Source organism: Nocardia sp. NRRL S-836, from assembly GCF_001279525.1.
GTDB lineage: Bacteria > Actinomycetota > Actinomycetes > Mycobacteriales > Pseudonocardiaceae > Lentzea.
The window spans coordinates 33,796-47,447 of the sequence record NZ_LGDY01000107.1 but is presented as its reverse complement, the minus strand read 5'-3'; the positions used below and the strand labels follow the sequence as shown (position 1 = coordinate 47,447).

The 13,652-nt window shown below is 69.1% G+C and carries 14 protein-coding genes; 5 read left to right on the top strand and 9 right to left on the bottom strand.

The features are described 5' to 3' along the window. Positions 1–93: 93 nt before the first annotated feature. The 6 genes from ADL03_RS24645 to ADL03_RS24620 all read right to left on the bottom strand — a co-directional run bounded on the left by ADL03_RS24645 (position 94) and on the right by ADL03_RS24620 (position 6,653). Positions 94–855 carry a DeoR/GlpR family DNA-binding transcription regulator gene (locus ADL03_RS24645; protein WP_053735911.1) on the bottom strand — a complete coding sequence of 254 codons (762 nt, stop codon included), beginning with the start codon at positions 853–855 and terminating at the stop codon, positions 94–96. Positions 856–1,048: 193 nt separating this feature from the next. Further along, the gene (locus ADL03_RS24640; protein ID WP_053735910.1) at positions 1,049–2,533 is read right to left on the bottom strand and encodes an alpha-amylase family glycosyl hydrolase; all 1,485 of its coding nucleotides are present in this window, start codon (positions 2,531–2,533) and stop codon (positions 1,049–1,051) included. A gap of 13 nt (positions 2,534–2,546) precedes the next feature. After that, positions 2,547–3,380, bottom strand: coding sequence for a carbohydrate ABC transporter permease (locus ADL03_RS24635; RefSeq protein ID WP_053735909.1), 834 nt, complete (start codon positions 3,378–3,380; stop codon positions 2,547–2,549). Further along, on the bottom strand, positions 3,377–4,234 hold the full coding sequence (locus ADL03_RS24630; protein WP_053735908.1) for a carbohydrate ABC transporter permease: 858 nt from the start codon (positions 4,232–4,234) through the stop codon (positions 3,377–3,379). The genes ADL03_RS24635 and ADL03_RS24630 overlap by 4 nt, the downstream gene beginning before the upstream one ends. Further along, a complete protein-coding gene (locus tag ADL03_RS24625; protein WP_053735907.1) occupies positions 4,235–5,563 on the bottom strand; it encodes an ABC transporter substrate-binding protein in 1,329 nt (442 codons plus the stop codon). 106 nt (positions 5,564–5,669) lie between these two features. After that, positions 5,670–6,653 carry a LacI family DNA-binding transcriptional regulator gene (locus tag ADL03_RS24620; RefSeq protein WP_053735906.1) on the bottom strand — a complete coding sequence of 328 codons (984 nt, stop codon included), beginning with the start codon at positions 6,651–6,653 and terminating at the stop codon, positions 5,670–5,672. 119 nt (positions 6,654–6,772) lie between these two features. Between ADL03_RS24620 and ADL03_RS47345 the strand changes: the two genes are divergently transcribed. Both ADL03_RS47345 and ADL03_RS24615 read left to right on the top strand, forming a co-directional pair. Further along, positions 6,773–6,910, top strand: a complete 138-nt coding sequence (locus ADL03_RS47345; protein WP_157529172.1) for a hypothetical protein — start codon at positions 6,773–6,775, stop codon at positions 6,908–6,910. 47 nt (positions 6,911–6,957) lie between these two features. Next, positions 6,958–7,536 carry an adenylate kinase gene (locus ADL03_RS24615; protein ID WP_053735905.1) on the top strand — a complete coding sequence of 193 codons (579 nt, stop codon included), beginning with the start codon at positions 6,958–6,960 and terminating at the stop codon, positions 7,534–7,536. Here the strand turns inward: ADL03_RS24615 and ADL03_RS24610 are convergent. Then, positions 7,529–8,662 (bottom strand): hypothetical protein, encoded by a 1,134-nt coding sequence (locus ADL03_RS24610; RefSeq protein ID WP_197288613.1) that lies wholly within the window; start codon positions 8,660–8,662, stop codon positions 7,529–7,531. The two genes, ADL03_RS24615 and ADL03_RS24610, sit on opposite strands and share 8 nt — an antisense overlap. A gap of 92 nt (positions 8,663–8,754) precedes the next feature. Continuing rightward, positions 8,755–9,552, bottom strand: coding sequence for a FadR/GntR family transcriptional regulator (locus ADL03_RS24605; protein ID WP_053735904.1), 798 nt, complete (start codon positions 9,550–9,552; stop codon positions 8,755–8,757). A gap of 160 nt (positions 9,553–9,712) precedes the next feature. Between ADL03_RS24605 and ADL03_RS48680 the strand changes: the two genes are divergently transcribed. The 3 genes from ADL03_RS48680 to ADL03_RS49745 all read left to right on the top strand — a co-directional run bounded on the left by ADL03_RS48680 (position 9,713) and on the right by ADL03_RS49745 (position 12,856). Then, on the top strand, positions 9,713–9,865 hold the full coding sequence (locus ADL03_RS48680; protein WP_197288612.1) for a hypothetical protein: 153 nt from the start codon (positions 9,713–9,715) through the stop codon (positions 9,863–9,865). Between the two features lie 122 nt (positions 9,866–9,987). Further along, positions 9,988–11,202 (top strand): HEXXH motif domain-containing protein, encoded by a 1,215-nt coding sequence (locus ADL03_RS24600; protein ID WP_053735903.1) that lies wholly within the window; start codon positions 9,988–9,990, stop codon positions 11,200–11,202. A gap of 940 nt (positions 11,203–12,142) precedes the next feature. Continuing rightward, a complete protein-coding gene (locus tag ADL03_RS49745) occupies positions 12,143–12,856 on the top strand; it encodes an LPXTG cell wall anchor domain-containing protein (RefSeq protein ID WP_053735902.1) in 714 nt (237 codons plus the stop codon). Here the strand turns inward: ADL03_RS49745 and ADL03_RS24590 are convergent. Next, positions 12,853–13,647 carry a phosphotransferase gene (locus tag ADL03_RS24590; RefSeq protein WP_053735901.1) on the bottom strand — a complete coding sequence of 265 codons (795 nt, stop codon included), beginning with the start codon at positions 13,645–13,647 and terminating at the stop codon, positions 12,853–12,855. The genes ADL03_RS49745 and ADL03_RS24590 overlap by 4 nt on opposite strands. Positions 13,648–13,652 lie beyond the last annotated feature (5 nt).

Sequence of the window (13,652 nt, the reverse complement as noted above, 5' to 3'; positions counted from 1 at the left end):
GCGCCGAGCGTGCGGATCGACGACATCGTCGGTTCCTTTCGGGGGATTTCGGGCACGTCGAAGAGAGCTGACGTGCCCGGTCAGGCGGGGAGATCAGGCCCGGAACACTTTTGGCCCGAGCAGGGAGTACCGGTGCGCCTCGTGGGCGGACAGACCCGAGTCGGTGACGATCGCTTCCATGTCACCGACCTCGGCGAACCGGTTGAAGCTGGAGACGCCGAACTTCGTGTGCACCCCGACGAAGATCTTCCGCCGGGAGACGCTGAGCGCTTTGGCCTTCACCGCGCCGACCACCGGGTCGGGCGTGGTGAGGCCGTGCTCGCGGGAGATGCCGTTCGCGCCGATGTAGGCGAGGTCGATCACCATCTCGCCCAGCATCCGCAGCACCCAGTGGTCCACGGTGGCCAGTGTGTGGCCGCGGACCCGGCCGCCCAGCAGCAGGACGACGCACGACGGGTGCTCCGACATCGCCGCCGCGGTCGGCAGCGACGCCGTGATGATCGTGAGCGGGTTGGTGGTCGGCAACGCCTCCGCGACGAGCTGCGGCGTGAAACCCTCGTCGATGAAGACCGTCTCGGCGTCGTCGAGCCGTTCCGCGGCGGCCTTCGCGATGCGCCGCTTCTCCGGCACGTGCGACCCGGCGCGGAACCGCAGGCCCGTCTCGAAACCCGCGCTCTCCACCGGAACCGCGCCACCGTGCGTGCGCCGCACCAGGCCGTGCTCGTCGAGCAACCTCAGATCGCGCCGGACGGTCTCCGGCGCCACCTGCAGCTCCTGGGCCATCTCCACCACGTCGACGCGGCCGTCGGCGCGAGCCCTGGCCAGGATGCGGCGCTTGCGGTCCTCGGCTCGCATGTCACCTGCCCATTCGGATCTACGGATGCCCGTTCGGGCTGTGCATAGATGAAACACCGCTGAAACCTTGTGGTTGGCACCACAACAGAGCGAGATCTTGCCCGATTTCAGCCCGTTTCACATGCCAAAAGCCGCGCCCACCTGGGACACGGCTTTCGGGCATGCCCGTTTTCGCTACCAGAATTGCCCGTTTTCAGCCCAACCAGGCAGCGGCGTCGACCGGAAGCCTGCCGTCGCCGTCGAGGGCGACGCTGGTCAGCACCGGTGTACCAGGAAGGTCGATCGGCCGCTCGGAAAGGTTGACGACGCAGGTGTGCCGCCCGCGCCGGAACGCCAGCACGTCCTCGCCCAGGTCGAGCCACTCCAGCTCGCCGTCGATGGACCTGCGGTGCGCGAACACCTGCCGGTACAGCTCCAGCATCGATTCAGGCCTGCCCGTCTGGGCCGAGACCGAGAACTCCTGCCAGTTCTCCGGCTGCGGCAACCAGCTCGGACCGTCTTCGGCGGACCAGGGCAGCGGCACGCGGCAACCGTCGCGACCCCGGTCGGTGAAGCCCGAGCGGTGCCACACCGGGTCCTCGCGCAGCTCGTCGGGCAGGTCCTCGACCTCCCACAGACCGAGTTCCTCACCCTGGTAGACGTAGACGCCGCCGGGCAGCGCCGCGGTGAGCATGATCGCCGCACGCGCCCGTTTCGTGCCCAGTTCGAAGTCCGTCGGAGCACCGTGCTGCCGGTCGGCGAACGAGAAACCGGTCTTCTCCCGGCCGTAACGGGTCACGTGCCGGGTGACGTCGTGGTTGGACAGCACCCAGGTCGGCGGCGCGCCGACGGGCTCGTGCGCCCGCAGCGTGTCGTCCACGACCCTGCGCAGCTCGGCCGCGTTCCACGGGCAGCACAGGAAGTCGAAGTTGAACGCGCTGTGCATCTCGTCGTTGCGCAGGTACCGCGCGAACCGCTCCGGGTCCGGCAGCCACATCTCGCCGACGAGGATGCGGTCGCCGTCGTACTCGTCCACGACCTTCCGCCAGTGCCGGTAGATCTCGTGCACACCGTCCTGGTCGGAGTAGGGGAGGTCCGCGTCGGGCCGGCTGAAGTCCTTGACCAGGCCGTCGGCCACGTCGATGCGGAAACCGTCCACGCCGCGGTCCAGCCAGAACCGCAGGATGTCCTCGAACTCCTGGTGCACCACCGGGTTGTCCCAGTTGAAGTCCGGCTGCTCGGCGGCGTAGAGGTGCAGGTACCAGCGCCCGTCCGGCAGCCTGCTCCACGCGGGCCCGCCGAACCGGGACCTCCAGTCGTTGGGCAGCTCCTCGGTGTCACGGATGTGGAAGCGGTCCCACAACCCGTCCTTGAACCACGGGTGCTGGTCGCTGCAGTGGTTCGGCACCAGGTCGATGATGATCCGGATGCCCAGCCCGTGCGCGTCCGCGATGAGCTTCTCCGCGTCGGCGAGGGTGCCGAACACCGGCTCGATGTCGCGGTAGTCCGCCACGTCGTAACCGCCGTCGGCCAGCGGGCTCGGGTACCAGGGGTTGAGCCAGATCGCGTCGAACCCGAGTCCGGCGATGTGCTGGAGACGCTGCCTGAGGCCGGCGAGGTCGCCGACGCCGTCGCCGTTGCCGTCGGCGAAGCTGCGGAGGTAGACCTGGTAGATGGATGCGTTGCGCCACCAGCTCATGGGCGGTGTCCTTTCATCCCTTGATAGATCCTGCGGTGAGCCCCGCGAGGATGTGCCGCTGGAACGCCAGGAACAGCGCGACCATCGGCAGGCTCGCCAGCACGAGCCCGGCGAGCAGGAGGTTGATCGGGGTGTCGGGGGCGAAGCGCTGCAGTGCCACGCTGAGCGTCTGCTTCGCCGGGTCGGGGAACACGAGCAGCGGCCAGATGAAGTCCTTCCAGGCGGCCACGACCGTGAAGATCGAGACGACGGCGAGGATCGGGCGGGAGATCGGCAGGACGATGCGCACGAGGGTGGTCCAGGTGCCCGCGCCGTCGATCCTGGCCGCCTCCAGCAGCTCCTCGGGGATCTGGTCGAAGAAGCGCTTGAGCAGGTAGACGTTCAGCGCGTTCGCGGCGGCGGGCAGCCAGATGCCGGCCGGGTTGTTGAGCAGGTCCAGGTCGGTCAGCGTGAGGTAGACCGGGACCAGCAGTGCCGTGGCGGGCAGCATCAGCGTGGCCAGCATCAGGCCGAGGACGACGTTGCCGAACAATGGTTTCAGCTTCGACAGCGCGTAGGCGGCGGGGACGATCACGGCCATCTGGACCGCCCACGCGCCGAACGCGACGACGATGGTGTTGAGGAAGAACCGGCCGAGGTCCATGTAGTCCCAGGCGTCGGCGTACGCGCCGGGCTCCCAGGTCCGCGGCAGGATCGTCGGTGGTTGCTGGGCGAGCTCAGCCGGTGGTTTGAAGGCGCCGAGCAGGACCCAGAGCAACGGCACCAGGAACGCGACCGTGAACAGGACCAGGGTCAGGCCCAGGACCACCCAGTAGGCCTTGCCGCCGGGCTTGGTGAGCGTTCTCACGCGTCCGCCCTCCTGGTGACCTTGAGGTAGAGGAAGGAGAAGGCGCCGAGCACCGCGAACAGGATGAGGCTGAGCGCGCTGGCGGTGCCGAAGTCGTTGTAGACGAAGGCGTAGCGGTAGAGCAGCAGCAGGACCGTGACGGTCGACTCCTCCGGGCCGCCGCCGGTCATGATGAACGGCTCGGTGAAGACCTGCATGGTCGCCACAACTTGCAACAGCAGCAACATGAGGATCACGAACTTCGTCTGCGGGATGGTGACGTGCCAGACCTTCCTGGTGATCCCCGCGCCGTCGAGCTCCGCGGCCTCGTAGAGCTCGCCGGGGATGGTCTGCAGCGCGGCCAGGTAGATCAGGGTGGCGCTGCCCATGTTCGCCCACGTCGTGAGCAGGACGATGCTGATCAGCGCGGTGTTGCCGGAGTCGAGCCATTGTGACGTGGGCAGACCGAGTCCGCGCAGGACGGAGTTGAACAGGCCCGGCCCGGGGTCGTAGAACCACTTCCACAGCAAGGCCGTGACGACCGGCGGCAGCATCACCGGCAGGTACACCAGCAGGCGGAAGTAGCCCTTGGCGTGCCGCAGCTCGTTGAGCACCACGGCCGTCAGGAACGGCACGCCGAAGCCGATGACGAGCGCGAGGACCGTGAAGTAGGCCGTGTTGCGCCACGCCACCGCGAACAGCGGATCGTCGAAGAGGCGCTGGAAGTTCTCCCAGCCGACCCATTCGGGGTCGGAGACGAAGTTGACCTGCTGGAAGCTCAGGACCACCCCGCGCACGATCGGGTACCAGGAGAAGACCGCGAAGACGACGAGCGCGAGGCTGAGGAAGCCGTACGCGGTGACGTGGCGCCGCACTTACTTCACCTGCGCCAGAACGGCGTTGACCTTGGTCTCGGCGTCCTTGAGCAGCTGCGCGTGGTCGGCGCCGGAGTTCGTGAGCGTGGCCTGCACGACGTTGTCGAGGATCGCGTAGACCTGCTGTGCCTGCGGCGGTTCGAGGCTGCCCCTGGTCTTCTCGGAGCCGTCCACATAGGCCTGGAAGTTCTCGACCGGCATCGTCGCGTACTTGCCCTTGAGCTCTTCCTGCTTCTTGCGCGGCTCACCGGTCCAGACGTCGGCGATCGGCGGGATCGGCAGGCCGACGGGCTGGCCGCGGTCCTTGTACTTCTGCAGGTTGGTTTCGAGGCGGTCCGGGTTCAGGTACTTCCACTGGATCCACTTCAGGCCCGCCTTGATCTTCTCCGGCGTGGCCTTCGGGTGGATCATGTAGCCCTCGCCGCCGAGCAGCGTGCCCTGCTGACCGGGAATGGCGGCCAAGCCGTAGTCGTCGTACTTGCCCTTGAACTGGTTGACGATCGCGGCGACGTTGTCCGGTGCGGCCAGGTACATGCCGAGCTGGCCCGCGCCCATCATGTTCTGCACGTCGCCGATCTCCAGGAGCTGCTTCTCGCCCATGGAGCCGTCGTCCCAGCGCATCTCCTTGAGGCGGCGCAACACCTCCAGGCCCTTGGCGTTGTTGAAGTCGGCCTTGAAGGTGTCGCCGTCCTTGCGCGCGATGTCACCGCCCACGGACTTCATCCAGGTGGTGAAGTGCCAGCCGCCCTGGTTGCTCTTGCTGTACTCGGCGAACCCGGTGACACCGGCGTCCTTGAGCTTCTTGGCGGCCGCGCGGACCTCGTCCCACGTCTGCGGCGGCTTGTTCGGGTCGAGCCCGGCCTTGGTGAAGTTGGTGCGGCTGTAGAGCAGGCCCATCGTGTAGTTCGCGGTGGGCAGGCCGTAGACCTTGCCGTCGACGGTGAAGACGTCCTTGAGCTCCTGCTTGATCTCGCCGTAGTGCGGGACGTCCTTGACGTAGTCGGTCAGGTCGGCGGCCTGCTTGCGGGCGATGAGCGACGCCGGATCCGTGAAGTAGACGTAGAAGACGTCTTCGAGCTGCCCGCCGGCGAGCTTGGCGGAGAACGTCTTCGGGTCCATGAACCCCTCGTGCGGCACGAGGTCGATGTTCTGGTTCTCCTTCTCGAACTCCGCGACGTCCTCGTCGAACACCTTGCGGTCGAACGCCTGCGTCTGCGGCGGCTGGCCGTTGATGTTGATCACGACCTTGCCGCCCGTGTCGGCCGTGGTACCGCTCCCACAGCCGGCAACGAGCACGCAGCCCAACAGCACGGCAGCGGACTTCTTCATGGTGGGGCCGCCCTTCTCGCGAGCGCGTCGATGTGACGGCGACCATAAGTCCCCGTTACATCTGGACGCAATATCCAGACGAAAACTCGCAAGAAGTCGACTTGAGTTACGGCGCAGGTGCCGTGGAGGCCCTCACCACCAGTTCCGGCTCGAACAGCAGCTCGTCAGGCGCCACGGCGTTGCCGCTGATCTGGTTCGCGAGCAGCTCCACCGCGGCTCGCCCCATGGCCTCGATCGGCTGGCGGACGGTGGTGAGCGGCGGATCCGTGCAGGTCATGAACGCGCTGTCGTCGTACCCGATGATCGACACGTCCTTGGGCACGTCCAGACCGGCCCTCCGGACCGCCCTGATCGCCCCGAGCGCGAGCGGGTCACTGGCGCAGATGATCGCCGTGACCCCGCGCTGCACCAGCTTGGTGGCCGCCGCCTGCCCGCCTTCGAGCGAGAACATGGCGTGCTCGACGTCCGCGCCCCCACACCGCTGGATGGCCTCCAGCTTGCGCTGGCTCGGCATGTGGTCCGGCGGCCCGAGCACCGCACCGATCCGCCGGTGCCCCAGCGACGTCAGGTGCCCGTGCGCCTGCTCCACCGCCACCGCGTCGTCGCAGCTGACCCGCGGGAACGCCAGGTCGGCGATGGCCGCGTTGACCAGCACCGCCGGCAGCTTCCTGGCCATCATCTGCTGGTAGTGCCCGTGACTTGCGTCCTTTTGCGCGTACAGCCCACCCGCGAAGACGATCCCGCTGACGTGCTGTTCGAGGAGCAGCTCCAGGTACTCCGCCTCCGTGACCCCACCCGCCGTCCGCGTGCACAGCACCGGCGTGAAGCCCCTCTGGGCGAGCGCGTTGCCCACCACGTCCGCGAACGCCGGGAAGATCGGGTTCTGCAGCTCGGGCAACACCAGCCCCACCAGCCGCGCCCGCTCACCCCTGAGCTGCGTCGGCCGCTCGTACCCCAGCACGTCCAAGGCGGTGAGGACAGCCGAGCGGGTGGCGTCCGAGACACCGGGCTTGCCGTTCAGCACCCGGCTGACGGTGGCCTCACTGACCCCGACCTTGGCCGCGACCTCGGCCAGCCTCCGTTGCGTCATGGCGCAAGTGTACGCAAATTCTTGCGCTCATTTGCACGCCGCGCTCACCCGCCTGGCGGGCGTGGTGCCGACCTGGGCGTGGCTAGGCTTGAACGCCGTTCAAGGCGAGGGGAGAGGTCATGGCTTCCGTACCCGTTCCGAACACTCCCGTCCCGGTCGAGCCGGACCGGACGTGCCGGCCGGAGTCCTCCGTGCGCGGCGTCGACTGGTTCCTGCGGATGCCCAACGGCGGTGGCACGGTCTACCGGCGCCCCTGACGCTATTTCGATCGCGCGGCGGCCTGCACCGGACCTAGGGTCGCGGGATGCGTGTGATCGGTCCGAACGATCCCCTGCCGGTCGAGCGGCCACGCCGGATCGCGGTGGCCGGAGCCCCGGCAGCGGGCAAGACGACCCTCGCGCGCCGCCTCTGCGAGCTGCTCGGGGTGCCGTTCGTCGAGTTCGAGTCCTTCTACCACGCACCGGGCTGGACGGTCCGGCCCACCTGGCAGCAGGACGTGCTGGAGTTCCTGGAGCGCCCCGAGTGGGCGATCGAGTGGCAGGGCGAGGAAGTGCGGGAGCAGATGACCGCCAGGACGCAGGTCCTCGTGTGGCTCGACCACCCGCGCCTGCTCACCACGGTCCGGGTGGTCGTGCGCACCGTGGTGCGCCGGCTCGGTGGGGGCACCGCGATCGCCGGCGGCAACAGCGAAAGCCCGCTGCGCACGTTCTTCACGGACCCCGGCCACATCGTCAAGGAGTCGTGGCGGCGCCACCCGGTGCTGCGGGCACGGGTCCGCCGGACCATCGCCGAGAACCGCCATCCCCACCTGGTCGTGGTTCGCTTGCGCGGTCAGCGGCAGGTCGACGCGTGGCTGCGCGGGCTGTTCGCCGAGGTCAGCTGAGGGCCTCACGCCACAGCAACGCCACCCCGTGCCCCGGCAGCAACCACGACCGCACGTCCAGGTCCCCCAGCTCCGCAGCCTCCAGCCACTGCGCGGAAGCCGTCGCCGACCGGAACGTGAACGGCATGACCCGGAACTCGTGCCGCGGCGAGTCCGCCACCGCCAGCCCGGTCGCGTCGAAGCTGATCTTGTCCACAAAGGACGGGTACGGGGACTGCCAGTAGCAGAACCCGTCGTTGGTGCGCTGCAGGGTTCGTGACCACACCGTCAGGCCGCAGATCGCGCGCACCACGTGGTCGTCGGCGATGCCGCTGAGGTCGCACTCGAAGATCCGCAGGTCGCTCATATGGCTCATCGGGCTGAGCTTGGGCAGCGGGCCCATCGACTCGCGGAAGAAGGTCAGGTAGGTGGCCCACTCGCCGAACTTCACCTCGACCGGCGGGATCTGGCTCGGTTCGGCCGAGCGGCGCTGGCCCTCGTGGTCGAGGTAGTCGATGGCGATCTGGGTGGAGTGGCGCAGGTCGTCGACGGACTCCAGGAACAGCGACGAGTCGGGGATGAAGTACAGCTCGAACAGCGGGTAGCGGCAGGCGGCGCTGATGGTGTCGCGGAGCAGGGCGTTGGAGGTCGCGAAGATGACGAAGCGGTCGACGGGGACGCTGTTGCGGAACTGGTAGTGCTGCGTCGTGCGCAGGTGGTAGGTCTTCGTGTCGATGCCCTGCAGCTCCAGCTTCACGGTGGTGCCGGTGCTGATCGTCAGGTCGTCGCCGCGCGGGCGCATGCCGTTGCCGCCCAGCACACCGGCGATCACCTCGTCGTTGGCGACGTTCGGGCCGTAGACGGAGGCCAGGAACGTGCGCAGGACCTCGGACGGGAGCAGGTGCTCCAGGAAAACCGGGCCTGCCAGCCGGCCGACCTCGGCGACCAGGCGCTGGTGCCAGAAGAGCTCGTAGGCGCCGAGCAGGAAACCGGCCAGTGCGGGCAGCGGCCACAGGACGACGAGCACGTCGTGCGGCACCGAGCGGGTGGCCGGTTGCCAGAGCAGAACGACACTCAGGTCGAGCGCGGCCAGCAGGACCAGGACAAGAGCGAGGGCCAGCGCCTGTTTCCGCCTGCGCGCCGCCACCACCTCGCCGCCGCCCCCTCACTCCACCGGCTCGTCCATACATGGTGGGAGCGATGGGGCAGCGGCGCCAGAGCCGTTCGGTCGATGCCGTACTAGCGGGAACGGCCCCACATCGGCTCGTCGTGCACGCCGACGTAGGTGCTCAGGCCCGCGCGGGGGGTGGTGTCGTCGCCGGTGAGGTCGTCGTACAACCCGAGCAGGTGGGTGGTCATCGCGCTCTTCGCACCCACTTCGTCGTGCCGGCGGAGGAACCAGATCACCTGCTCGTGCTCGTTCGCCGCGCGGTTGTGCACCTCACGGGAGGGGTGCGCGTGGCGCTTGCAGTCCTGCAGACCGGGGACGAGTGCCTGGTACATCTGCTCCAGCAGCTCGTTGTGCGCGGCGCGGACGAGGGCCGAGTGGAACTCCTCGTCCGACTCGATCACCTCCCGCACGTCGTCGACCTCGGCGCGCTGGTAGCGGTGGTTGAGCTTGGCCAGCTCGTCCAGCTCGCCGTCGCCCGCGCGGACCGCGGCGAGCGAGGCGGCCGTGGTCTCCAGCGCGATGCGCACCTCGAGCAGGTCGGTGTGGGTGAACCGGCGGGCGGCGAGCCGGCCCTCCAGGTGCTCCTCGACGGCGGCGAGGTCGGTGCGGCGGACGTACCAGCCCAGGCCGCGGCGGACCTCGACGATGCCCTGCAGCTGCAGCCGCTGCAGAGCTGTACGCAACGACGACCGGGCGACATCCAGTTTGCGAGCCAGTTCCGGCTCGGTGGGGAGGCGGTCGCCCGCCTTCAGCGCCCCGCCGATGATCTGCTCCCGGAGCTTCTGCTCGATGAGCTCCGGCAGCGGCCGTCGCGAGTCGGGCGAGAGCGCCCAGCTCTCGCCCGGATGGGAGTCGTCGGCGGGCATTGGCCCAGGTTAGGGCTCTTGCAGTCTGGTTGCAACTTGTCTGGCAACCCGTCTGCGGTTGACAGACAACCTACAACTACGTGATTCTGTAGACACGGCGAGTCGCCTCGGACCGCCCACACCGAGGAGCTCGAACTCGCCTAGTCGGGAGGGGATCGAGATGTCCGCAGGGAGTGCACTCGGAATCGCAGCAGCCGTCGCAGTCGCCGTCACCGCCATCGGATGGCGCACCGTGCTCACGATGGTCACCGTCTCTGTCGTCGCGCTGGCCGTCGTCGGCTTCGTGAACGTCACCAGCATCATGTTCGGCTGATGAGCAGAACCCAGGTGCCCGGTCTGCGCGCCCCGCAGGCCGGGCACCGGTCTTCACGGGGGCACGTCCCGCGGTCGCGCTATGGTTTCGCGCCTCCACGGCACGTGAATACGGGGTCTTCGATGGTGGCTACTGCTCACACGCTGCACGCGCGCATCGCGCACGCGGACGTCCTGGTCGACGAACGGCGCACGCTCTACCGGCTCGCGGCCGACCTGTTCGCACCGGGAGCGGAGTTGTCCGACAACCTCGCCGACCACCCGATCGTCCGCTACGAGATCGGCCGGGCGCTGGCCGGCGCCGGTGACCTGGACCTGGCACGGGTGCACGAGGCCGCCGGTCTGCGCGTGCGTGACGCCGGCGTGCCGGTGGCCGCCGACCGGCGGTCCGGTGCGTTGCTGGAAGCGCCGCTGCGGATCATCGCGCCGCCCGGCGCGTCCATCGAGCCGTTGACCGAGGCGGACGGGGAGCGGTTCGAGGCCGCCTTCGAGGTCGTGGCGGAGGGCATCCGCCTGTTCCGCACGCTCGCGCCCGCCACGGCCGACGACCTGCTCGCCCACGTGTCGATGCTCGCGGTGCTCAAGCGGGAGACGTCCGACGGCGTCGTCTCGGCGTCGTCGCGCTACGTGCCCGGCATCGTGCTGATCGACGAACCGGCCCTGCCCGTCGAGGTGGCCGAGGCCCTGGTGCACGAGGGGGCGCACGAGAAGTTCTTCGACCTGGCGATCACGCGCGAGTTCCTCGACGGGCACGCCGAGGACGTCGAGTTCTTCGAGACGTCGTGGTCGCACGCGCGCTGGCCGCTGGAGCAGACGTTCGCGGCCTGGCACGCCTACAGCTGTCTCGCGCAGTTCGCCGACGCCTGCGCGGGCGTCGAGCTCGGCCCGGACTCCCTGCTGCCCAAGGCGCGGGAGCGGGCCGCGGAGATCGGCGACTGGCTGCTCGCCCACGAGCAGGACCTGCGCCCGGACGCACGGTGGTTGTTGCGCGCCATCGCCGGGGAACCGGAGCCTGTCCCGTCCGCTGTGGACGGTCACGTGGCGGAGATCCGCGTGGACGACCGGTTCCGCGTGCGGCCGGGCGTGCGCTACCGGCGGGCGGCGTCGGGCCGGGTCGTGGCGGGCCGGACGACGCGTCCGCCGGAGATCTTCTGGCTCAACGGCGACACGGGCCCGGTGCTCGGCCAGTTGCCGCACGACGGCGGCGCCGTGGCGTTCGAGGACATCGTTATGGGGGCGATCGGGACATGGACGGCGGACGCGGAGACCACGGCACGGCGGTCGAAGGCCGCTCTGGCCTCGCTCCTGGCCGGTTCGATCGTCGAGCGGGTGTCCTGACCGGACCGCCCAGGCCCGGCGCGGGGCGACCGGTCGTGCCGGTCGAGTGGTTCCGCCGTGTGCCGAACGGCGGCACGGCGTACCGCAAGCGCGAGTCGGGTAACACGATCAGGTGAGATAACGGCGGTCGGGCAACGCGGTGGCGGAGCAGCAGGAATTGCGCGGCCGAATGAGTGGGTCTGCTGAAAGTTTGCGTTTCTGAGGCCGCATTGACGCAAGTCTTTCAGTTCCCTGACTTCCGATCATAGGACGTTTTGCCGACCGGCTCGGCCCGCGCACGCCTGTGACGACCCAAAGTTGCTGGTGAGAACGGCTTGCGGTCCGATGTAGACTTCCGCATCCCGACGTGGTGACCTCGTAACACGGCGGTAAGGACGCATCGGTAAGTTTCGCTCGACGCGCAAGCCAGCAGGGCTCCGGTGCCGCGCGTCATCATCGAAGATCCATATGGTTCGAGCTCTGATTCAGGCAAACCGTGAATCGCTGGTCGTCGATGCCGTGTCTATGGGAGTGGCGCCTTGAAGATCGTTCGGTGTGCTCAGGTGCAGGGCTCGTGCCGTCCCGCTCCCGAGAAGGAACGATGACCACCCCGAACCAGCCTCTTCGCCGGCCGCAGCTCCCGCAGACGCCCGGCGTTCCCGTTCCCCACCTCCCCACGAGTGGGGGCCCGGTGATCGGTCAGCCCGTCACCCCGGTCGACTGGTTCAGGCGCATGCCGAACGGTGGCACCGTGTTCCTCAGGCCTGCGCGCAACGACTGAGCAGTGATCAACCTTGAGGGGGCCGGCGGGAGCCGGCCCCCTCATCGTTCGGGTATGCCACCTCAAGGCCGCATAACAACTGGGCCACAAGGCGTACCCCAGGCCCGTCATTGGGCCGTTAGGGGGGATGTCCATGGTCTTAGATCTCGGCATCCCGCCGAGCCAACGGAGTGAACCCCGATGCGCCTGACACCCCTCAGAACTGCCGGCCTCGCCGCTTCCGCACTGGCGGCCGTGTTCGCGCTCACGACCGTCGCCACCGCCAAGCCCGGACCGGTCTCCGGTGACGACCGCGCGGTCGCGTACGACGGCAACGTCGACATCAACCACCGGGACGCCTGCGCGGTCGGCGGGCTGAGCGGGACGCCGATCGCGCCGGGCAAGTTCACCTTCACCGGCGGGACCGGCCAGCAGGACCTCGACATCACCGCCGTCCCGGCCGGCACCACGATCACGGGTGTCGTGGTCAAGGGCTCGGACGCCTACAACGTCTACCTCGCGCCCAAGCTCGGCGCGCTGCCGTGGAACGACCTGCGCTCGCCGCAGAACAACGGCGGCCAGGTGCCGGCCATCAGCCACTGGTACGCCTGCGGCACCGGCACCCAGCAGTCGAGCAGCAGCACCACCACGACCACGACGACGACCACCACCACGACGTCCGGCTCCTCGACGACGTCGAGCAGCAGCTCGACCACCGTGCCGTCGACGACCACGACCTCCTCCGGCGTCATCGCCACCACCACCGCCGTCACCACCACGGCCGCTGCCGTGCCGGTGAACGACGACGACCTCGCGTCGACCGGGTTCGGGTCCGCGTGGCTGGTCGGGCTGGGTGCCGCGCTGCTCGCCGCCGGTGCCGCCGTGCTGTTCGTCCTGCGCAGGCGCCGCGCCTAGGAGTTGCGCATCAGCACGCCCCAGAGCGTGCCGAACAGGATTCGCGTGCGGACGTGGAACTCCACGTCCTCGGGAGCCGCCCCGCCGCCGTAGGTCTCCACGGTGCGCCGGGCGGCTTCCGCGCCTTCCGCGCCGGCCAGGCACGCGAGGTCCCACGCGACCGGGCCCAGCCAGGTGTCTTCGAAGTCGAGCCACACGGGGCCGTGCGGGGTCATCAGCAGGTTGCCGTGGTGCGGGTCGCCGTGCAGCGGCTGGACGTCGCGGTAGTGGGCGTCCCACGACGCCATGAGCTCCGACGCGCGCTCACGGAACGGCTCAAGATCCGCCACGCCTATGCCACTTAGATAGGCCAGCGTGTTGTCCACGTCGTCCATCGGGCCGCGAATGGGCAACGGTCCGTCGTACGCGCGCAGCTCGGCGTGCAGGGCGGGCAGCAGCTTGAGCACGTCCGCGCGCGTGAACTCGTGGCCGGGGTCGTGCGGCACGAACGTGCTGAACGACATCACGTGGCCGGCGAACGAGTGCGGTCCGGGCGGCAGCTCGGCCGACGGCGTCACCACGGGCACGCCGCGCGCGGCCAGGAACGCGGAGATCGCCAGGTCACGGCCGAAGTGGCCGGCCACGGACGGCCGCACCAGGGCGGTCCTGGCGGCGACGCGGGCCACGACCGGGGCCGGGCGCAGGTGGACGATGACGTTGCTGCCGTCCTTCAGCACGACCGGGTCCGCGGTCGCGATGCCGTGCGTGGCGGCCAGCGACACAGCGGCGCGCACGGCGGCTGAGGTGCTCATGGGGA

What these genes read in the sequence shown, in the direction of transcription:
- ADL03_RS24645 (WP_053735911.1), bottom strand. Translation starts at nt 855, where the DNA reads ATGCGAGCCGAGGACCGCAAGCGCCGCATCCTGGCCAGGGCTCGCGCC.
- ADL03_RS24640 (WP_053735910.1), bottom strand. Translation starts at nt 2,533, where the DNA reads ATGAGCTGGTGGCGCAACGCATCCATCTACCAGGTCTACCTCCGCAGC.
- ADL03_RS24625 (WP_053735907.1), bottom strand. Translation starts at nt 5,563, where the DNA reads ATGAAGAAGTCCGCTGCCGTGCTGTTGGGCTGCGTGCTCGTTGCCGGC.
- ADL03_RS24620 (WP_053735906.1), bottom strand. Translation starts at nt 6,653, where the DNA reads ATGACGCAACGGAGGCTGGCCGAGGTCGCGGCCAAGGTCGGGGTCAGT.
- ADL03_RS47345 (WP_157529172.1), top strand. Translation starts at nt 6,773, where the DNA reads ATGGCTTCCGTACCCGTTCCGAACACTCCCGTCCCGGTCGAGCCGGAC.
- ADL03_RS24615 (WP_053735905.1), top strand. Translation starts at nt 6,958, where the DNA reads ATGCGTGTGATCGGTCCGAACGATCCCCTGCCGGTCGAGCGGCCACGC.
- ADL03_RS24605 (WP_053735904.1), bottom strand. Translation starts at nt 9,552, where the DNA reads ATGCCCGCCGACGACTCCCATCCGGGCGAGAGCTGGGCGCTCTCGCCC.
- ADL03_RS48680 (WP_197288612.1), top strand. Translation starts at nt 9,713, where the DNA reads ATGTCCGCAGGGAGTGCACTCGGAATCGCAGCAGCCGTCGCAGTCGCC.
- ADL03_RS24600 (WP_053735903.1), top strand. Translation starts at nt 9,988, where the DNA reads ATGGTGGCTACTGCTCACACGCTGCACGCGCGCATCGCGCACGCGGAC.
- ADL03_RS49745 (WP_053735902.1), top strand. Translation starts at nt 12,143, where the DNA reads ATGCGCCTGACACCCCTCAGAACTGCCGGCCTCGCCGCTTCCGCACTG.
- ADL03_RS24590 (WP_053735901.1), bottom strand. Translation starts at nt 13,647, where the DNA reads ATGAGCACCTCAGCCGCCGTGCGCGCCGCTGTGTCGCTGGCCGCCACG.